General features: G+C 62.1%; 17 protein-coding genes, 1 pseudogene and 1 riboswitch. Of the genes and pseudogenes, 6 read left to right on the forward strand and 12 right to left on the reverse strand.

The window, feature by feature from the left end:
- The 4 genes and pseudogenes from ABLA28_RS00850 to ABLA28_RS00865 all read right to left on the reverse strand — a co-directional run.
- A pseudogene (locus ABLA28_RS00850) lies at window positions 1-131 on the reverse strand (glycine/sarcosine/betaine reductase complex selenoprotein A); the annotation flags it as partial.
- Window positions 132-183: 52 nt separating this feature from the next.
- Complete coding sequence (locus ABLA28_RS00855; RefSeq protein ID WP_314717948.1) at window positions 184-1,476, reverse strand: glycine/sarcosine/betaine reductase component B subunit; 1,293 nt, start codon at window positions 1,474-1,476, stop codon at window positions 184-186.
- 34 nt (window positions 1,477-1,510) lie between these two features.
- Entirely contained in the window at window positions 1,511-1,834 is a 324-nt protein-coding gene (locus tag ABLA28_RS00860; RefSeq protein ID WP_314717946.1) for a thioredoxin domain-containing protein, read from the reverse strand.
- Window positions 1,835-1,850: 16 nt separating this feature from the next.
- Entirely contained in the window at window positions 1,851-2,300 is a 450-nt protein-coding gene (locus tag ABLA28_RS00865; RefSeq protein WP_347712125.1) for a GrdX family protein, read from the reverse strand.
- Between the two features lie 81 nt (window positions 2,301-2,381).
- Window positions 2,382-2,489: riboswitch (glycine riboswitch) on the reverse strand.
- A gap of 253 nt (window positions 2,490-2,742) precedes the next feature.
- Between ABLA28_RS00865 and ABLA28_RS00870 the strand changes: the two genes are divergently transcribed.
- From ABLA28_RS00870 to ABLA28_RS00885, 4 genes are all read left to right on the forward strand, one after another.
- On the forward strand, window positions 2,743-4,164 hold the full coding sequence (locus ABLA28_RS00870; protein ID WP_347712126.1) for a hypothetical protein: 1,422 nt from the start codon (window positions 2,743-2,745) through the stop codon (window positions 4,162-4,164).
- 237 nt (window positions 4,165-4,401) lie between these two features.
- Window positions 4,402-5,265 carry a carbon-nitrogen hydrolase family protein gene (locus ABLA28_RS00875; protein ID WP_347712127.1) on the forward strand — a complete coding sequence of 288 codons (864 nt, stop codon included), beginning with the start codon at window positions 4,402-4,404 and terminating at the stop codon, window positions 5,263-5,265.
- Window positions 5,266-5,548: 283 nt separating this feature from the next.
- Window positions 5,549-6,730: a hypothetical protein gene (locus ABLA28_RS00880; protein WP_347712128.1), complete on the forward strand. Its 1,182-nt coding sequence runs from the start codon at window positions 5,549-5,551 to the stop codon at window positions 6,728-6,730.
- 241 nt (window positions 6,731-6,971) lie between these two features.
- Entirely contained in the window at window positions 6,972-8,732 is a 1,761-nt protein-coding gene (locus tag ABLA28_RS00885; RefSeq protein ID WP_347712129.1) for a hypothetical protein, read from the forward strand.
- Between the two features lie 212 nt (window positions 8,733-8,944).
- Here the strand turns inward: ABLA28_RS00885 and ABLA28_RS00890 are convergent, their stop codons facing one another.
- The 4 genes from ABLA28_RS00890 to ABLA28_RS00905 all read right to left on the reverse strand — a co-directional run bounded on the left by ABLA28_RS00890 (window position 8,945) and on the right by ABLA28_RS00905 (window position 12,704).
- The gene (locus ABLA28_RS00890; protein ID WP_347712130.1) at window positions 8,945-9,871 is read right to left on the reverse strand and encodes a SufD family Fe-S cluster assembly protein; all 927 of its coding nucleotides are present in this window, start codon (window positions 9,869-9,871) and stop codon (window positions 8,945-8,947) included.
- On the reverse strand, window positions 9,871-10,608 hold the full coding sequence (locus ABLA28_RS00895) for an ATP-binding cassette domain-containing protein (protein ID WP_347712131.1): 738 nt from the start codon (window positions 10,606-10,608) through the stop codon (window positions 9,871-9,873). Before ABLA28_RS00895 ends, ABLA28_RS00890 begins: the two co-directional genes overlap by 1 nt.
- A gap of 61 nt (window positions 10,609-10,669) precedes the next feature.
- Window positions 10,670-11,857 carry a flavodoxin domain-containing protein gene (locus tag ABLA28_RS00900; protein WP_347712132.1) on the reverse strand — a complete coding sequence of 396 codons (1,188 nt, stop codon included), beginning with the start codon at window positions 11,855-11,857 and terminating at the stop codon, window positions 10,670-10,672.
- Between the two features lie 217 nt (window positions 11,858-12,074).
- On the reverse strand, window positions 12,075-12,704 hold the full coding sequence (locus tag ABLA28_RS00905; protein ID WP_347712133.1) for a cupin domain-containing protein: 630 nt from the start codon (window positions 12,702-12,704) through the stop codon (window positions 12,075-12,077).
- Between the two features lie 142 nt (window positions 12,705-12,846).
- Here ABLA28_RS00905 and ABLA28_RS00910 point away from each other — a divergent pair, with 142 nt between their 5' ends.
- Window positions 12,847-13,521, forward strand: a complete 675-nt coding sequence (locus tag ABLA28_RS00910) for a Crp/Fnr family transcriptional regulator (protein WP_347712134.1) — start codon at window positions 12,847-12,849, stop codon at window positions 13,519-13,521.
- 44 nt (window positions 13,522-13,565) lie between these two features.
- Here ABLA28_RS00910 and ABLA28_RS00915 read toward each other — a convergent pair whose 3' ends face one another.
- From ABLA28_RS00915 to ABLA28_RS00930, 4 genes are all read right to left on the reverse strand, one after another.
- Entirely contained in the window at window positions 13,566-15,173 is a 1,608-nt protein-coding gene (locus ABLA28_RS00915) for a PucR family transcriptional regulator ligand-binding domain-containing protein (RefSeq protein WP_347712135.1), read from the reverse strand.
- A 116-nt stretch (window positions 15,174-15,289) separates the two neighbouring features.
- Window positions 15,290-16,447 (reverse strand): alanine--glyoxylate aminotransferase family protein, encoded by a 1,158-nt coding sequence (locus ABLA28_RS00920; RefSeq protein WP_347712136.1) that lies wholly within the window; start codon window positions 16,445-16,447, stop codon window positions 15,290-15,292.
- A 126-nt stretch (window positions 16,448-16,573) separates the two neighbouring features.
- Window positions 16,574-17,353: an IclR family transcriptional regulator gene (locus ABLA28_RS00925; RefSeq protein WP_347712137.1), complete on the reverse strand. Its 780-nt coding sequence runs from the start codon at window positions 17,351-17,353 to the stop codon at window positions 16,574-16,576.
- A gap of 143 nt (window positions 17,354-17,496) precedes the next feature.
- On the reverse strand, window positions 17,497-19,020 hold the full coding sequence (locus tag ABLA28_RS00930; protein WP_347712138.1) for a glutamate synthase-related protein: 1,524 nt from the start codon (window positions 19,018-19,020) through the stop codon (window positions 17,497-17,499).
- A 409-nt stretch (window positions 19,021-19,429) separates the two neighbouring features.
- Between ABLA28_RS00930 and ABLA28_RS00935 the strand changes: the two genes are divergently transcribed.
- Window positions 19,430-19,912, forward strand: coding sequence for a YhcH/YjgK/YiaL family protein (locus ABLA28_RS00935; protein ID WP_347712139.1), 483 nt, complete (start codon window positions 19,430-19,432; stop codon window positions 19,910-19,912).
- Window positions 19,913-19,914: the final 2 nt, after the last annotated feature.

Raw genomic sequence — 19,914 nt, forward strand, 5'->3', positions numbered from 1 at the left:
CAGACGAAACACTCGGTGGCCGAGAAGAGGATCTCGGCGCCGCTGTCCTTCAAACATGCCTCCATGGCGGGGCCGGGAACGCCATCGCGCTCGCCGAGAAGCAACAGCTTCTTGCCTGCCAGTTTGCCCATGTTTGACACCTTCCTTCTATAGAAATTATTGAAGCTTCAAGCAAAAACCGGATTAAAGCGTGTAGGCGCCCAGCTTCGTGTAGCCCAGCTCGCTGGTGGCGCCGGTGATGGCCTGGAGCTCCACCGTGATGGTGCCGTCCGTGGCCAGGGAGCCGTCCCAGCCTCCCGCGATGACGTTGGCCTCCTCGGCGTAGCCGATGACCTTCTTCATGGGCGGCAGGACGATGACCTCGTTGGCGTTGCCCGCCGTGACGCAGGCGTCGCCCTCGGGGCAGGAATCGGCCAGGGACTGGCTCGCGCCGTCCTGTCCGGCGTACTCATCCGTCAGCAGCGCGGTCTTGATGCCAAGGCGCTCCGCCTTCCAGCAGTTCATCACCAAGTCGGCGTCGGGGTTGCCGAAGCCCTCCTCCGTGATGACCACGCCGTCGAGGCCCAGCATGGCCGCCAGCTTGGTGGCGTAGCTGGAGCTGCGGCGCTTGTCGGCCAGGGTGACGTTCTCGTTCGTCGCGATGCAGGTCACGAAGTTGAAGTCACGCCCGTGGCGCTTCAGCATGTCCGCGATGACGGGGTTGTTCTGGTGCACGTAGGTGCTGTTCTTGTCGCAGGCGGAGACGCAGTTGCCCGACGTGATGGCGCCGTCCATGACCTCGAGCGGCGAGATGAGCGTCGGCAGGATCTTCTTCACGTCCACGCCGTAGAGGTAGGTGTCGTGCAGCAGGCCCTGGGTCTGGAGCATGTAGATGTAACCCACCTTGGGCAGACCGGGGTGGGCCCACATGGCCTCCTTGATGTTGGCGTGGTTGTAGACCTCTACCTTGTCGGCCTTCACATCGGCGCAGCAGCGTGCCAGATAGGCGGCCGCCTTCACGCCGGCAATGCGGCAGGCCTGCTCGTAGTCGTGCTTGTCCATGTTGGGGTCAGACGGCTCCAGCACAAGGACGACGTTGCAGGTCTGGGAATAGGGCGTGTACTCCGCGCCGGGACCGGACATGTCGATGATGCCCTCCTGGAAGCGCACCAGCTTGCCCGCCGTCACGACGGCCGCGCCCGAGAGGACGAGGGTCTTGCCCTCTCCGACGGTCTCGACGTCGCTCAGCATCCCCGGGAACACCTGTCCCTTACCCTCGATCTTCCAGCGGGGCTCGACGACATCCTTCACCGGTATGATGCGGACGCTCTCTCCGGGCATGGCCAGGTCAACGTCCAGCTTCTTACCCAAGAGAGGATCCTCGGCTATCAGGTCGAGCAGTTCCTTTTTGTTGACGGTCAGTGTCCCGTCCGCAAAACCGGTCTTCTCCCCGAACTTCAGATGCTTCACAAAAAGCCTATGGAGTTCCAACCGCAAAATGATACTCCCCCTTTCCAAAAAAATCGCCGTGTTACCCGATCAGCTCCTTGACCTTGGCCTCGATGTTCTCGGCCGTGGCGTCGGCGCCGCCAAGGCGGGCCACCTCCGCGCCGTCCTTATAGAACAGGATGGTCGGCAGACTCATGACCTTGAAGTTGATGGCCACGCGCTTGTTCTGAGACGTATCCACCTTGCAGAACTTAGCCTTGCCCTCGTATTTCTCGGCAATCTCCAGGTACTTGGGCATCAGCGCCATGCAGGGGCCGCATGCAGGACCCCAGAAGTCCATGACGACCACACCGCTGGCCTGCTTCACCTCGGCGTCGCAGTTCTCCTTCGTCAACTCGACAGGCATTGTGCATTCACCTCCTTCAATCTGAACTATGCGCTGAACTATGCGTAAGCAACGCGGCGGGCGGCAGTGCCGAATGACGCGACAACATGCCGTACCGCTCCAGACTTTCCCTCATCAACTCGCCGTCGATGAAGGCGTAATCCGCACGGGTCGGTTCGTCCAAGCTCTCGGGAAGGAGCATGCGATCCTCGCAGCTCTTGTATACGGCTACGGCATTTTCGATGAGAGACAGGGACTCCAGGTCCACGAGCGCTCCCGGGAATTCCTGGATGAGGACGGAGCGAAAAGGCTGCTGGTAGGGTCTGAGGTTGCCGCAGAGCGGATGGGTGAGAAGGCGCCCGCCAAGGTGTACGGAGCTTCGGACGGACACGAGAACATCCAAAGACGACCCCTTTACGAAACGCCCGTTTCGGACGATCCGCGAGAGCTCTTCGTTGTTGGTGATGAGCACGGTGTTGTTCTGCATCGACTACCCCTCCGGACCTTCTGCATTCTGTCGCCGGTCTCCCCTTCATGAATTTCAAGGAAACGTACAGCTTCAGAGTCCTGTCCGGATACGATCCTTTGGCCTGAGAGTTTCCGTGTCTCGAGCACTTGCCCCTTCGGCGCCCCGCCGGGAGTCCCTCCCCGCATGGGTCTCTCTCATATCCTTCTTTCAGGGTTGCGACTTTCTTCAAACTACCGCAATGTAAATTATATAGGAGTTGTCCGGGCCGTCAAGCCGGAAAAAGACGGAGCGCCGGGGACCGGTTCCTGGCGTTTCCCTCGCCCCCCGTTTGTCTCCGGAGCTGCCTGACGTGCCGCACGGTGTATAATCAAGAGCAATGCAATGAAAACGGAGGCGCGTTGAACGCGTCGTGCCCCGTGCCGCGGCGGCGCAGGGCACGTTAGAAAAGGAGGATGTCGATGTGAGAAAAGGCTTCTTGTTGGCAGTTGCGCTTGTGGCTTTTCTGTTCCCCTCCGGCGCCGGGGCGGCGGAAAAGGTGTGGAGTAATAGTGTCCCGGACAGCGTGTGGAGCGACGGCGCCAACTGGGTCCCCGCCGGGGTGCCGGCTTCGGTGGACCACGTGGTGATCGGCAGGTCCAAGACCATAGTGGGGATCACTAATGCAGCCTTCGCGGGGGGGCTCCTGCTGAGCCCGGACGTTTCCCTCGATATCAGAGCCGGTCATAACTTGACGCTGGGAAGCGGGGATGCCGCGGTCAACATCGAGCTGGAGGGCAATGCCGAAATCCGGACTGTAGGGGCGTCGGCGCTGGCTTTTGATGCCGTTAATCGCCTGAATCTGAACGTTCCCTCGAGTGCTAGGCTGAAGCTGGGCAAGATGAGCGCTCCGGCGGCGGTGCATCAAAGCGGCGGGATCGTGCAGCTGACGGGAACCGTCACCGCAGCTGCAGGGGGAACCGATTGGCATGTGAACGGCGGTTTGCTCTACGTCAAAAAGAACGATGCCTTTTCCGGCAACATGACCGTCAAGGTCGCGGCCGGCAAAGAGGTGCAGTTCGAGAAGGGGGCCGATGCCGGGGCCAGTTTCGATTTCTCCGCGGGCAGCTCGATTACCAGCTTGGATGTGGCCGATGCCACTTCGGCCGTACCGGCGCTGAAGCTCAAAGCGTTGACCGGCGACGTGATATTGAAGTTGATCAATGTCCCGGCGACCTTGGCCCCGGGGGATGTCTTGCGGGTGATCGACTGTGATTCGCCCATCCCGGCGGCGGCGCAGGTCCGTTTGGATCCTGCGAGTGCTGCCAAGTACGAAATCCAGCTCAGCGGGGACCGGCGGAGCGTGATGATTGGGACGCGGGCTGTCGCCTCGGCCGACGTTGTCGTCTTCACCCCGCCCACGGACACCCTGGCCAGCAGGGAGTATGAGCCGGGGGTCCCCTTTGCCGCCTCCTTCGACGTCACGTCTTCCGCAGGGCAGGCTTTGACAGTGACGACCATTCCCGGCAGTTCCCTCCCGGTATGGCTGGGATACGTTGTGACGCCGAAGGGCGGGGCCTCGAGCGATGTGACGGTCACCCTCTCCGGTACGCCGGACGCTACTGTCAGCGGGGATATCCCGCTGGGCTTCCGGGCCTCGACGGCGACGGCCAGTGCCGACATGACTTACACTATCGTGAAGAAGGGCTCCGGGGGGGCTCCCGGCCCGAACCCGAACCCGAGGCCGGGGCAGCCTGGCCCCCTCCCCAGACCGAACCCCGGTGATCCGCTCCTGCCCGACCCGAACCGGAAGTCGCGCAGCGGCGGCGGCGGATGCGATGCAGGACTTGCGGGCATCGTTGCCCTTTTGGCGCTGCTCCCGCTCCGGAGCAGGCGCAGAAAGTAGGGACGGCAGCGTTTTTGCCGGAGTTTCCTCACGGGCGGCCCTTTTAGGGCCGCCCGTTCGTTTCTCCTGCCCCGGAGGTCCCTGCGGTTCTTCGCCAAGGGAGGACGGCGTTTGTCCCGGTTTGAGGGATAATGGACGGAGAGCATGGGGCAGGCCGCGAAGCGGCCGGGGCCCGAAACGAGAAGCGGACCGATGGTCCGCATCGACGGTCTGCATCGATTCTGGGAGGTGTTTCGTTTGAGCCAGGAGTTTTCTTCGAGCTCGAGGAGGTATGGCGTCGCGGTCGTCCAGCTGGACACCGGCAGCGACAAGGCGGGCAACCTGGAGCGGGTTTCCCGGTACATCGACGAGGCGGCGGAGAGGGGAGCCCGTCTGATCTCCCTGCCCGAGGTCATGAACTTCATCGGCGAGCCCGGCGATGGCGCCGAGGCGGAGCCCATACCGGGGCCGACCGCGGAGCTCCTGATGGAGAAGGCCAGGTGGCACAGGGTCCACATCCACGGCGGGAGCTTCGCCGAGCTCAACCCGGAGGGAGGGCGTCCTTTCAACACCACCGTGATGATCGACGCGCACGGGGCCATCGTGGCGCGCTACCGCAAGCTCCACACCTTCGACGTGACGCTGCCGGACGGCACGGTGTGCCGGGAGTCCGCCCGCGTGCACCCGGGTAACGAGATCGTGACGGCCGAGACGGAGCTGGGGAGGCTGGGGTTCGCCGTCTGCTACGACATTCGTTTCCCCGAGCTCTTTCGGCTGCTGGCCCTGGAGGGCGCGCAGGTGCTCTTCACCCCGGCGAACTTCACGCTCCCCACGGGAAAGGACCATTGGGAGCCCCTGTTGCGGGCCCGCGCGATCGAGAACGGCTGTTACGTCGTCGCGGCGGCGCAGATCGGTCGGAAGCCGCGCTTCGTCGCCTACGGCGGCAGCATGGTGATCGATCCCTGGGGGACGGTAATCGCGCGGGCCCGCGAGACGCCGGGCGTGACCCTTGCGGAGATCGATCTCGACTTCCAGGAGGAGGTCCGGGCCAGGATCCCCTCGCTCCGAAACCGGCGTCCCGACGTCTATGAGCTTCGAAGACGCCAGGCGGGCGCATCGTAGCACCTTTCAGGGGACGTGCCGCCGCCCCTGCCCGGTAAACTCATGCCCTGCCGCTGCGTTTTGCGATGCGGCGGGGCCCATGACCTCGATGAGGGGGGCTGGTGTGGACAGGGTGCGGGGATCGGAGCGGAGGCCTGGACCGTTTTGTTTACAAGGAGGTGCACCGATGATGGGGAGAGTGCGTTGCGTCTTGATCGCGGGGCTGTTGACGTGGTCGGCCTTTCTGCCCTGCGGCGCCGGGGGCGGGGAGGCGACGAGCGGGACGGGCTGGAACGACGGAGCGATGCCGCCGGTCTTCAACCCCTACGTGGAGGACGAGGCGCAGGAGACGGACGAGACGCGGGTCGTCCTGTTCGAGGGCGTGTCCCGGGACATTCCCGCCTACGTCCTCGATGGAATCAAAAAAAGAAATAAAAAATGTGAGGTTCTGTTTGACGGATTTTCCCTCGATGTCCCTGCTTTTTATCTTGAGCGAACCGTTGAGGCGGACAAAATACAGACTGTCCTTTTTGACGGGGCATCACGGGATATCCCTCGTTATGTGCTCGATAGCCCGATTGAGAAGGACGAATTCGAGGCCGCCGCGCTCAAGGAGTACTTCCGAGACGAGGAGGATTCAAGGTCGGAAAGAACGCTCTTCACTCCGAAGGGGCTCATATCCCTTTATGCTGGCCGCGCCGACGGAAAAACCGGTATGAGCGATGGCATCCCTGACAAAAAGATGAAGTCCCGGATCTGGAAAATTCTTCCGAGGGTATTTGAATATTTTCTGTGCGCACGCCGACATGATGCGTTGCGCTTGGAATTTCTGCGCCGTATGGAGGAGCGCCGCCTCATGGCGGAGTTGGGGGTGGAGACGGAAGAAATTCTGGATCGAGCCCCCCTTTACGCTTATAACGGTGATCAAAACGGTTATTATGATCCCGATGGGCGGAAGTTGAGGGAACTTAAGCATAAGAGGAATAACTCAGGTTTACGCAAAAATATCGATGATTCCAGTCGGTGGCGGAATATCGATCGTGCCTTTACCCAAATGATTCTCAACTACTGGGAAATCCCCGAGGGCGCGTCCAGGGACGTTTGGCCGCAGTACGTCTGGGAGAAGGAGCGGAAAATGCGGTCCATGGAGGGGGAGGCCTTGAGCAGCCCGACGCACCTGCTGTTTCTCGTCGAGACCGGGGCGCTCCTCTGGCCCTTCGTGCCGGAGGAGGCGTATCGCTGCATGAGCTTGGCCTGGGTGCGCCAGTGCCAGGCGCACCGGGAGCTCTCCGCCCGCATCGTGGAGATTCTGCGCCGTTCCGGCCTCCGAGAAAACTACGCGCGGGCCGTCAGAAAATGGGGGGGAAGGGGACTTCTTCACACCCCCTTCCCTGCAACCCGTCTCGGTGTTTTTATCAACCCAGGCGAAGTCTTTGAAGAGCTCTTCAATGAAACGTATAAATTTCGGTCTCAAGTTGATTTTTAAGTGGCGACTCGACCTCCTCTCACCTCCTGCTGTTGCATTCGGATTGTAAATCCAAGACTATGCACGGTCCGTTCGGAGATGGAAGAAGGGGGATTCTTCCCCAGCAACCCGTCTCGGTACTTTTGTCAATCCACACGAAGTCTTTAATGAGGTATTCGGCGAAAACAGGTTTCGCCCGTTTCACCCCCAGATGCAGGTGGAATTTTGAGCCTCAGCCGGACTTGAAATCGGAGGTTCCGTCATGGAAAAAGCGCGGGAATCGCGGTGGGGACGCGGAGAATTTTTGGTCCTGGGTATGGCGATGGGGTTTGTTCTGGGCTACGTTCTGGGGGGCGTATCCGCCGTCGGGGCCGTCCCCGGCGACAGCCCGAAGGAGGCGCCTCGGGAGGAACGGCCGCAAGCCCCGCCTCAACCCACACAAGATAAAAGGGCTGTATTGGAAGCCCTTTACGAGGATACGGGAATGAGGACGGGGTCGATCAAAGAAGCCCATGCCATAAGGGCGCTCCTGTCCTTTTACGACCGGCTGAATCTGAAGGCCTTCGAGGACGATCAAAAGGCCTTCGAGAGCGTGCACGGGGAACTCCCGGACGTGGTGCGGAGAAAACGGCGAAGGATTTTCGAGGAAGAGCGCGTCAGGATGCTCGACCTCAGGGACAAGACGATAGCACAGGGATTCCTGGATGGAGAGGTCCTGTGCTTCTTCATCAAGATGCATCTTGACGAGCTTCGAGTCGTGACCCCGCGCCCGTTGCTGAAGCTCTTCGCCGAGGACGTCATGGGGCCCGTCAGTGCGGACTTCTATCGGGCCTATGGAGTCCTGCCGGAGACGGTTGCGGATTTTTCGGACCTGGATCAGGGGGCCGACCCCAGTCTTCTGACGAAGAGGATCGTCTTCGGCGGAGAGTACGGGGAATTGGCCAACGCCCGGCGCCCGGTGGGGGAGAAGGAGGAGAAGGCCCTCCTCCTCCCCGTGGACTTTCCGCCCCTGAGGGGCCTGCTCTCCTTCTACGCCAGTCTGGATATCGATACGCTCGAGGCGGATCAGAGGAAGTTCGAGGCGGAGTTCCGCGCCCTGACCAAGGAGGAGCGGGAGCATCGGCTGAAAGGCTTCGAGGAGGAACGAGCCGAGATGGAGGTCCTGCAAAGGGACCTGCTGGAACGCCTTCCCGTAACCTACGACACCCTGTCGCTGTGGGTATCGCGCACGCTGGGAACGCTGCGGGCGGTGACGCCCCGGCCGCTGCTGACGCTTCTGGCGGAAGAGGTGCTGGAGCCGCTCAGCATGGACATCCTGAAGGGGCAACATGTGGGGCCGGATATCTTCGAGGGCTATTCCGACCTCGACTGCGCTCGAAGATCCGACGCTTCTTCCTCCGTCATGGATGCCCGTGTTGTCCAGGACCCCGGGGTGTTGGGGGAGCTTCGCGCCTACGAGAGGACGAGGAGGCTGATCGCGTCGGGGCAATACCGGGAGCCATACGAATTTTTTCGGGCGCCGTATCCAAGGCGCGGCCTTGCGTCGCTATATGCTCCAATCTTCGAGAGGGATCGTCCTTACCTTCCCCCTTTGGCCCAAAGGCGCCGCGAGTGGCTGGCGTTTTACTTTTCCGAGCTCGAGAAAGAGGGGCAAAAGGATGTTTTGAAAGACGTGACGAAGGAGGCGACGGAATATTACTACCTGATGATCCTGCGCCGCCTGAGGCTGGCGGTGTTGCTTGCAAAGTCGTTGAGAGGCCAGGAGGGAAATGGTGCTTTTATCGGCTGGAACCGCGGTCTTGAAGTCATCGAAATCCTGGACAAGTCATGTAATAAGATGCTTTGGATAGTAAGGAAGGGCTATTCCGATTCAAAACTGGATAGAGAATTATCCTCGATGAACGGTGGCGCCGTGATATCGCTGGAACCGTTGTCGAGCATCGTGGATATCTTCGACAGGCATTTCCCCAATGATTTTCTCTTTCCTGACTGGCCCTTGAATGGAGCCGTCAGGGTTAGATAAGGGGGCCCATGAATCGAGGCCGCGGATTTACGCCTGTCGCTGCAAGCGCGTGGAAAAAGCTGTATCCGGAGAGATTCGCCGGCGGCGGCATGATGGGCGATCCCCGCGGGACGGTGAACGCGCAGGCCCGGGAGACGCCGGGCGTGCCCCTTGGCGTCCCGACGTCTCCCGGGCTTCGAGGGCGCCAGGTTGGCGCGGGAGGGAGGAGGCCGTCACGCCAGGAAACCGTTGATGATCTCCTCCTCCGCCTGCTGTTCAGTCAGCCCGAGCGTCATCAGCTTGATCAGCTGTTCGCCGGCGATCTTCCCGATCGCCGCCTCGTGGAGCAGCGACGCATCCACGTGGTGCGCCTCGAGGGAGGGCACGGCGAGGATCGTCCCCTCGTCCATGATGATGGAGTCGCATTCCGTATGGCCGCTGCATGGGGCGTTCCCCACGATGCAGGCGTCAAATTTCTGGTAGGACCTGTCCCTGGCGATGGAACGCGAGACGATGTCGGCGCTGCCGCCCTCCTCCTGGAGGACGACCTTGTAGGTGCTGATCGCATGTTGCTCTCCATGGGTCATCAGGCGTTCGCGCACCACGAGGCGCGCATTTTTCTTCAGCTCGGCGATGGTCGTGCGGTCCGTGGAGTCGACGCCCTTTATCTGCACCATCTCCATCTCCATGGAGCTTCCGTCCTCCAGGTACGCCTCCGTCACCGGGTTCAGGATGCGCCTGCCCGTGCCCTCCCCCGAGCCGTAATGCTTCTCGACGTACTTCACCTTCGCGTTTCTGCCGACGTAAAACCGGTGGATGCCGTCGTGTTCCGAGTCCCGATTGCCGCAATTATCGATGCCGCATCCGGCGACGATGGTCACGTCGCTGTTTTCGCCGATGAAAAAGTCGTTGTGCACCGTATCCTTCAGCCCGCTTTCGGAGAGGGCCACCGGGATGTAGACGCTTTCGCGCGTGGTGCCGGGCTTGATGCGGATGTCGATCCCGCTGCCGTCCTCCTTCGAGACGATGTCGATGTTCTCCGTGCTGTTTCTTCCCGCAAGCCCTCCATCGGCGCGGAAATTATAGGCTCCCGCAGGGATGCCGAAAAGGTCCGCCACCTCGTGGATCAGGCGCTTCTGCACCTCGGTCAGATTCGCCATCAGACGTCCCTCCTCAATCTGTTGCACGTGCCCTGCGCCGACTCCGTACCGATGAGGTCCGGAAAGATATCCGCTCTCGCACCGTGCCGGACTATCGCTCCGTCGGCAAGGACCGCGATCTCGTCCGCGATGTTCAGGATGCGTTCCTGATGGGATATGATGATCATGGAGCTGTCCCGGATATTCCTTCTCATGGACTCGAAGATGCGGATGAGATTTTGGAAGCTCCAGAGGTCGATCCCCGCCTCCGGCTCGTCGAATACCGTCAGGCGGGAGTGCCTGGCGAGGACGGTGGCGATCTCGATGCGCTTGAGTTCCCCGCCGGACAGGGACGCGTTGACCTCCCTCCGGATATAGTCCTGGGCGCAGAGCCCGACCTCCGAGAGGTAGTCGCAGGCCTCCGAGACGGACAGGTCCCTTCCGGCCGCGAGCCTCAGCAGCGTGACGACCCTGATCCCCTTGAACCGCACCGGCTGCTGGAAGGCGAAGCCCATCCCCTTCCTGGCGCGCTCCGTTATCCCCAGGTCCGTGATGTCGGACCCGTCCAGAAGGATCCGGCCCTCGGTCGGCCTCTCGATTCCGACGATCAGCTTGGCGAGCGTGGACTTCCCGCTGCCGTTCGGGCCGGTGACGACGACGAAGGTGTTGTCGTTCACCACAAGATTCAGGTCGTGGATGATCTCCTTTTTGACGCCGTCATTTTCGACCGAGAAAGATAGGTTCCTCAACTCCAGCATGACCGCACCCCCCTGCGCGCTGGCTTTGCGCCGTTCCCCCGTGATGTGCCATGGCACCCGTTTATGAAAGCAGGGCCCTTGCCAGGCCCGGAATCTCGGCATAGTCGGCCTCGCCGGGATTCCACAGGGACCGCACGTTCTCCTCGACGACCGTAAAGCCGGCCTCCTTCAATTTCTGCTGCAGGAGCTTGACGCCCTCCCCGCTCCAGCCGTGGCACCCGAACGCCGCGGCCTTCTTGTTCCTGAACTTGAGCTGTTTCAGGAACTCCAGCCACCCCGCCATGGAGGACAGATAGCTGTTGCTGACGGTGGGGGAGCCCACGGCGATGGCCCTGGACTTGAACACCTCGGTCATCACCTCGTTCTTGTCGGCCTTCGAGATGTTGAACACCTTGACCACCGTCTCGGGGCTTTGGGCGTGGAGCTCCTGGGCGATGGCGTGCGCCAGCTTCGCCGTCCCCTCCCACATGGTGTCGTAGGCGACCGTGACCTGATCCTCCTGGTAGGCGTCGGCCCAGGCCGCATACTTTTCCACGATCCGCGCCGGCGCCTCGGCCCAGATGGCTCCGTGGGAGGGAGCGATCATCTCGATGGGAAGGTTGAACCCGCCGATCTCCGCCAGCTTCTTCGTCACCATGGGGGAGAAGGGGGTCAGGATGTTGGCGTAGTACTTCATGGCTTCCTTCCAGAGCAGGCATGGATCGGCCTTGCCGTCGAAGAGCTCCTCCACCGCGTAGTGCTGACCGAAGGCGTCGTTGGAGAAGAGGATGTTGTCGCCGGTCAGAAAGGTGGCCATGGAATCGGGCCAATGGAGCATCGGCATCTCCACGAACACCAGGCTCTTGCCGTTGCCGATCTCCAGGGTGTCCTTGGTCTTCACGACCCGGAAGTTCCAGCCGCGCTTTCCAAACTGCCCCTCCAGGCTTTTGACGGCATTTGCGGTACAGAAGATGGGCGTCTCCGGGATTTTTTCCATCAACGTGACGAGGGAGCCGGAATGGTCGCACTCCCCGTGATTCGCCACGATGAAGTCGATCTTCTTCAGGTCGATCTCCCGCTCCAGATTCTCCACGAACTCGTCGCTGTGCGGCACCCATACCGTATCGATGAGGACGGTCTTCTCCTCCTCGATAAGATAGGCGTTCTGGCTGGAGCCGTTTTTGATGGAGTAGTCGTCCCCATGAAACTTCTCCAGCTCCCAATCGATATACCCGACCCAGCTCACGTTGCCTTTGACATGCTTTCTCATTGTTTCCCCCTCTGAATTGCTCCGGCGGAACGACCGACGATGGCTTTCGCCATGCCGATACGGCCGCCGCCGGCGATACCCCGCCCCGGCCTCTGCCCTTTCATCCCCGTTTGGCCGAGGGGCCGGGAGATCCTGAAGCGGCGCACGTTCCGCGGCCGATACGGAGCTCCCGGCGTCCGTTCGCATCCAGGGCAACGCCCCCGGCATCGCCCTCCGTTTACTCGAGGACCAGGAGCAGCGCCATCTTGAATTTGCCGTCCGCCTTGACGTAGTGCAGCCCGTTCTTCTCGAACCTGAAGTTCTCCCCCGCACGGATGGGGTACTCCTTCCCCTCGTATCCGATGATCGCCTTGCCGTCCAGGGCGAAAACCAGCGCCTCGCCCGGCGCGGAATGCTCGGACAACCCCGTGCCCTCGTCGAAGCTCATCACCACGAACTTCAGCTTGGGATTGCTCAGGATGTCCATGTTGACGATCTTGCCCTCCTGATACGGGATCAGGTCCTTCAGTACAAAAACTTCCTTGTCCTTCAGAATGGGGTTCATGACGGTCTCCTTTCTCAACAATACCTCGACGTACACGCCCTCCGTATCGGCCTTGATGCCCACGGGCGTTCCGACGGGGGTCACGTAACACTGCCCCGCGTCGAGCGGAATCTCCTTTCCGGCCAGGATTCGCAGGGCGCCGTGGGCGGCCAGCCAAATCTTGTGGACCGGATAGCTCTCGGGGCTGATATCCGTCCCCTCCGCCATGGAAAAGACAAGAGTGTCCCGGATAATCTCGCCGGATATGGTGCAGCCGGGAAAAGCCGGGTTCTCCGCCGCAAGGGTGAAAGTGCCAGCCTTCATAATACACCTCCCGCTTGTGATTTATGACAAGGGAAGTATAATATGAAATCAATAAGAAGTCTGTATCTCAGGATACGAACCTGTATGAAAAAAGGCGGAGAACTGTCGGACAGGACAGGGGCGTCCGGGAACGGGGGACGTGATGGATTATTCTGCGCTCGAGAAGTGCCGGCTCTTTCGCGGACTCTCCGCGGAGGAGATCGAGAGGGGCATTGGGGACATCCCGTGCCATGTGAAACGCTACGAGGAGGGGGAGACCATCTGCCCCCTCATGGCGAAGGCCGACCAGGTGGGCATCATCCTGAGGGGAAGCGCGCAGTCGCACCAGCTGCATCCCAATGGAGACCAGATCAACTTTACCGTCCGCCAGGCGGGGGACATCATCGGCCCTGCGGCCGTGTTCTCCCGCATGCAGCGGTACCCCTTGGAAGTGAGGGCGTTGGAGCCGACGGAGGTATTGACGTTCGAAAGAACCGGGATCCTCCGTCTGCTCCACGGCGACATCCGTGTGATGGAGAACTTCATCTCGGAGCTGGCGTCCGCGAACTTCCTCCTTCAGCAGCGGCTGGAGCTCATGACCTACAGCGCCATCCGTCAGAAGATCGCGTTTTATCTCCTGATGGGCTCCCCGCAAGCCGGTGCGGACAGGGTTCGCGTTCCGGGGTCCATGACGAAGTGGGCGCTGACCCTGAACGTGTCCCGCCCGTCCCTGCATCGGGAGCTGAGGAAGCTGGAGGCCATGGGGTTCGTCCGATACCGGCCTCCCGATATCGAGATTCTGGATGCGGAGGGGCTCAGGAGCACGTTGATGCAGTGACCCCGGCCGACAGGGCGGCACGGCGCTGGCGAAGGCCTCTCCGGTCAATGGCTGCTCCGTAAAGGCGGTGTGGGGGCCTCCGGGCGGCACAGATCCGGGTTGAGGCGGCACAGGTGGAGGGCTACGGAGATCTCCACCTGTTTCTCGGGGGCGGAGAGGTCGCCGGTCAGCTCGCAGATCCGCTCGTATCGATAGCGGACGGTGTTGTAATGAACCTGCAGTTCCCGTGCCGTCTCCCTCTGGTTCCAGCCGCACCGTACCAGTGCCTGGAGCGTTTCGAAAAGCTGCTCGTCCTCCTTCAGGCCGCCCAGGCGGCGCATGCAGAACTTCCGGGCCTCCATGCCGTCGGCGATGGGCGACAGGATGGTGAGGACGCCGAGCTCCTCCCAGAAGTACAGGGCGTTGCCCCCGCAGAAGGGGCGCATGATCTCGATGGCCCTGCGGGCCTCCTCGTAGCTCTCCTCGCAGCCCATGAAATCGGTTTTTTCGTCGCCGCAGCCCACCGTGAGGGTGAAGTCCGTCCAGGAGCGCACCTTCTTCCGGACAACCTCGGCCACGACGCGGAGCCGCGACAGAAAGTCCATGTTCCGTTCCGGTGTTACAAGGAAGATGATGGAGTCGCTCATCGTGGAATAGGGACACTCCCGGAACACGGCCCTCATCTCCTGTTTGCAGAGGGCGTAGATGCGCTGGCGGGATTCCTCGAGCTCCCGCGTCTCACGCTTCGACATCGGCTGTCCGAAGCGTCGCTTGTACTCGTCGATGTCGAAGATGACGCAGCGGACGGAGCCGGACAGATCCCATCCGAATTGGCGTCCCCGGTTCAGGAGCTCCTCGCGGTATCGGATGTTCCGGGTGATCAGGTCCTGTACGAACTCGTCCCGATAGCGGGCCTCCACCTGTCGGGCGGCGATGTCCCGCTGGAAGCTGAAGAGCATCGCGGTTTTGGCGTGTTCCAGGACGACGCGCCAGGCACTGCCCTCCGGCCAGCGTTTGAAGATGAAATGGCCGTAGGTTGTGTTGCCCAGCCCGAGACGCTCGTGGTAGTGCCGGCTCAGAAGCGCCTTTTTCTCCCGTGCGCTCGACACGGGGCTGAAGCCGCCCCTGGCGGCGCAGAAGCAGCGGCCGGAGATGGCATCCAGAAAGCAGACCTCGGTATTCAGAAAGGACATCAGGTTGCGGACGATCCCGTCGGCTCCGCCCCCCTCCGCCACGACCTGGGTGAAGGACCGCAGCACCGACTCGGAGAAGCGGATGCTCTCCACCTCGTCCGTCCTCAGGATGACGATGCGGATGATGTCCGAGTAGGGCAGCTCCAGGGGAAGGCCGAGGATCGGCAGCCCCAGCCACTCGGCCAGGTCCTTGGCGTGAGGGGGAAACTCGCTGAGAAAACGGCCCTTGAACCCCAGCGCCGCCGCCCCCGCCTTGTGCAGGGCCATGACGAGGTCGTCGAAATCGTCCGGCTGGTCGCGGAACTGGTAGCCCGTGGAGAGCAGCAGCTCCCCGCCCCTGAGCCACCGGGCGATGTCCGGAGCCTCCATGACGTTGACGCTCCTGACCGGTCGATCCAGCCCGCCCGCTCCGGCGATCAGCTCGGTCTCGGCGAGTTCCTGGGAGGTCAAGAGTTCTCGGACAGTCAGGGAAATAGCCATCACCTCCTTGTGAAATCACGATGCGGGGACTTCATGATCGAGTCATTATACAAAATTTTCTGGACGCACGAAAAAGGCGACCCCGAAGGGCCGCCCTGTCCGGCTCGTGTCGGCCGCTATTCCTTCGCCAGGCCGGCCTGGAGCGCTCCCAACCCCTTGCCCGGCTCGATCTTGTAGCCGCACTTCAGGCAGGCTCGCTCGACGGCGGCCATGGTCCCAACCAGGATGTGCTTGTCGATGTTGCCCATGTGCCCGAGCCGGAAGCTCTTGCCGGCGAAGCCGGCCAGGCTCCCCGCGGAGTAGATGCCCTCCTCCCCCAGCTTCGCGCGGAAGGCCGCGTCCTCCAGCCCCGAGCCCTCGGGATAGAAGAAGACCGTCAGCGTCGGCGCGCGCATCTCCTTCGGCGCTGCGGGACGGAACCCCAGGGCCTCCATGCCCGCCACGAAGTAGCCGGCCTGACGGATGTGGCGCGCATAGCGCTCCTCCAGCCCCTCCTCCTTGATGATGCGGACGCTCTCCTTGAGGGCCCAGATCATGTTGACGGGCGGCGTGCCCCAGTACTTGGAGGGATCGTTCATGATGGGGATCCAGCGCTCGAAATCGATGTAGGACTCGGGGATGGTCCCCAGGGAGCGGCGCTTCTCGACCGCCTTCCCGCTCGCCCAGAGGATCGCCAGCCCCGGCGCGACGCCGAAGGCCTTCTGGCTGCACGTCAGCAGGACGTCGATGCCCCAGTCCATCCAGGCCTCCGCGCCGGCCGCCGCCGCGACCGCGTCGACGATCAGCATCACGTCGGGGTGCTTCTTCTTCATCATGTCGCAGATCGCCTTGAGGGGGACGACGACGCCCGTGGAGGTGTCCACGTGGGTCACGGTGACGGCGGCGTACTTCTTGGCGGAGAGCGCGGCGTCCATCTGCTCGGGCGTGTAGACCGAGCCCCACTCCGCCTTCAGGGTGTCGACGGCAAGGCCCTTGTTCGCACACATGTCGATGAACCGGTCCCCGAAGAACCCGTGGGAGCAGATCAGGATGGAGTCCCCGCGTTTGGTGACGTTCGAGACCGCCATCTCCATGGCCAGCGTACCGCTGCCCGCGATGACGAAGGCCTCGCCGTCGCAGCGCCACATCGACTTGAGGTCGGCGACCACCCCTTTGAAGTCCGCGACGAACCCCGCGTCCCCAAAGGCCACGGTCTCCCGGGCCATCTGATCCTGGATCGAACGGACCACCGGCGTGGGGCCGGGGATCATTACAAGCTTCGGTGTCTTGATCATCACTGCATTCCTCCCTTTGAATGGTAAAAATCACGAGGCGTGAAAACGAGGCGCGAAAACGAATTGAGATAAAACCAAGCACAAGTACAGAAAACCACAGCAATTACGAGAAATCCCGCAGGATATTCACCGTTCCGCGGCGTAGTAGCCGCAGTCCGCGGATATCCGCGTGCAGGCCTCCAGCAGACGGTCCTTGAGCTCCAGCAGGCGCGTCATATCCCCGCGCACCGTCGGGCACGACACGCTCACCGCCCCGACGACCTTGCCGGAGTAGTCGAAGATCGGCGCTCCGACGCAGACGACGCCCTCCATGTTCTCCTCGAGGTCCAGGGCGTAGCCCTGCTTCCGAATTTCGGCGAACTGCCCGGCGAGCTCCTCCCAGGTCGCGACGCTGAGGCGAGTCCGCCGCTCCGGGACCGCGGCGTCCATGAGGTAGCGCCGTTCGGGCTCGGGCAGGAAGGCCAGGAGAACCTTCCCGACCGACGTACAGGTGAGGCTGGCGCGCCCTCCGATGCGGGAGTGCAGACGGAGCGACTTCGTTCCCTCGAACTTGTCCACGTAGATGACCTCTCCGTTGTGGTAGACGGCCAGATTGATGACCTCGTTGATGGTGCGTTCCAGGGCCTTGAGGTGCGGACGGGCCTCCGCGCGGAGGTCGATGGACTCGATGAGGTGCGCGCTGAGCTCCACCAGACGATAGCCCAGCCGATACCGCCGGGTCTGGGGGTCCTTACGGACGAAACGATGGGTGGCCAGAGTCGAGAGCATCTTCGAGACCGAGGCCTTGTTGATGCCCAGCCGCGCGGATACCTCGCTGACGCCGGCCCCGTCGGGACCGTCGGCCACACATTCGAGTATATTCAGCGCCTTGCCAAGGGACTTGACCCCCTCGCGCTCCTCCGCCAACCTGATACGCCTCCTTCTCCGCCGATTGTCCCAAGTATAGCATCGATATTTTCACAATAAAAAACGATATTTCACGATAAGAAACGAAAATGAGGGATATCGCTCGGGAAATCCCTCCGTTTTCCCTTGGCCTTTCCCCGGACTCAGGGCTCGAACCACGTGCCGCGGAGCAGCCGGCGGGCCTCCTCCGTGAGGGGGATCAGGTCCTCGGGGCCGAGCAGGCCGATGTCGAACTTCCGATTCAGGGCCGCAAAATGCTGCAGGCCGAAGGCGATCTTCTTCAGGTAGGAATAGGCCCCGACGGCCCCCGGCGGAATTCGGTCCGCCGCCTCGCCGTAGAGGCCGCGCAGCTCCCCAAGCTCCAGAAAAAGCTCCTCCCGGGTCCCTCCGAACCTCTGCAGATGCTTCGGCACGGAGCCCTCCTCCAGGGATCTCCCCACCTGGTCGCCGACCATGGCTGCGGCCATCGCCGCGCGGCACAGCCCGACGGCCTTCACGTAGGGCGCTCCGATGGCCAGGGCCTTGAAAACTTGGTCCTCCCCGGAAAAACCGCCCGTGATCGTCACGAAGGGTATGTATTTCCCCTCCGACTCCAGCTGCCGGCACACGCCGACGACGGCGTTTTCGATGCACACCGCGGGCAGGCCCCATTCGTTCATCATCCTATTCGGGCTGTATCCCGAGCCGCCGCCGGCGCCGTCGAAGGTGACCATGTCGGCCTCCGCGGACGAGGCGATGCGGAGCACGCGCTCGATGTCCCGGCGGTCGTACCCCGCCATCTTGAAATAGACGTTGCGCGCGCCCAGCTCCCGAAGTTCGCGGACGCGCCGTGTTAGGGACTCCTCCGTCCACATGGGCAGGCGGTTGTAGGACCAGAAGACGGGGCACGCTCCCCTCTTGGCGGCCTCGGCGACCGCGGGGTCCTCCGGGTCCGGATGGACCAGGAGACCGTTTTTCTTCTGGGCCATCGCCTTCTCCAATGAGGGCAGGCGAACCGCGGGCTGCGTCCCCTTGGCGCTCTGCCCGAATTTGATCTCGACGGCCCCGGCGCCGCACTGCGTAATGGCGTACTCCGCAAGGCCCTGTGCGTCGTCCTCCACGTTGCACTGCAGGACGATCTGCCCATAGCCGCGGTCGTAACGGTTGAACGCGTCCAGCATCTCCTTCAGCATCTCGAACCGCACGATCTTGCCGTTCCTGTACTCGACGTGGGGGTCCTTGCTCGGGGATCCCTCGCCGATGACGCACACGGTGCCGGCCATCGCCGCGGCGGAAAAATAGTCCCTCCAGTTCAGCTTGATGATCGCGGGGAGCACGAGGGGCACGTTCAGCCGCACCGGGTTTTTCCCCTCGATGACGCGGTCCAGCTTCACGTTGAAGATGGTCGCCCGGTCCCCGTCCTCCTCGGTGCCCCGGGCCCCGAAGCAGCGCCCGTTGATGTTGAAGATGGAGTAGTCGATGGGGTTGTCCTTCTCGCTGGCGATCTGGTTGTTCCCGGTATTCGTCGGGTAGACCGCGGCCTTCCCCAGTATGGCCGCCAATCCGACCTCACAGGTCCCCACGCACTCCGCGGTGCAGAACGAACACATTCCCGAACACGGAGTGACCTTCCCGCTGCGCATTTTTGTGTCGTTGAAAGCGGACTCGTTCCTTGGACTGAAAGACATTGCGCACCCCCTCTTTCGGCTTGATCCTCGCCCGTTTTTTGTAAGGCCCCCCAATGCCCCTTACAAAACGTCGCGTTTTCCTGTCATGTCTCATGGGACGGTGGGATGGCCGCCGCTCGGAAAACCGGTGGATGAATCCATGAGTGAGACGACGGGGTCCCCGGGTAAAGAGATGAACGTAAAAGCCCGTTGCGGCGGGCGGAACGAATAAAGACGCGCCTTCGTGGGAGACGAGAGGACGGCGTTTTCGGACCCCGCCCACGGTATCGTGCAGGTTGGCCGAAGTATAGCATCGATATTTTCACAATCAAAAACATTATTTCGTAATAGGAAATAATGGGAGGCCGGAAAACGGTTTCCCGCTAAAATCGTGGGGAGGAAGAGTCCATTACGAAAGGAGATTTTCGAGATGATCCGAGCCTTGCTGGAACATGCGGAACGTTACTATGTCCTTGGGGAGGGCGTGAGGATGGCGCTCGAGTACATTCGGGGGAACGACCTGCTCTCCCTGGCTCCGGGGCGGTATCCGATCGATGGGGACCGTGTGTTCGCCCTGATCCAGGAACCGACCACCCAATCCAGGGACCGTGCGCCGTTCGAGAACCACAAGCGTCACGCCGATCTTCAGGCGACCCTGAGGGGGGTGGAGTATGTGGGGTACTGCCCCATCGGGAAGCTGACTCCGGAGGGGGATTACAACGCGGAGACGGACGTCCAGCTCTACAGCGGGGAGGGGGACCTGTTGATGCGCAACGACGCCGGGAAGAGTTTCGCCCTGTTCTATCCCGAGGACGGGCACCAGCCCTACGTCACGCTGGGCGACCCTGCGCCGATCAAAAAGGTCGTCGTGCGGATACGAACGGATATGCTGGCCGGAGGACGTGCGTCCTGATA

Source organism: uncultured Fretibacterium sp. (genome assembly GCF_963544685.1).
In the GTDB taxonomy this organism is placed as follows: domain Bacteria; phylum Synergistota; class Synergistia; order Synergistales; family Aminobacteriaceae; genus CAJPSE01.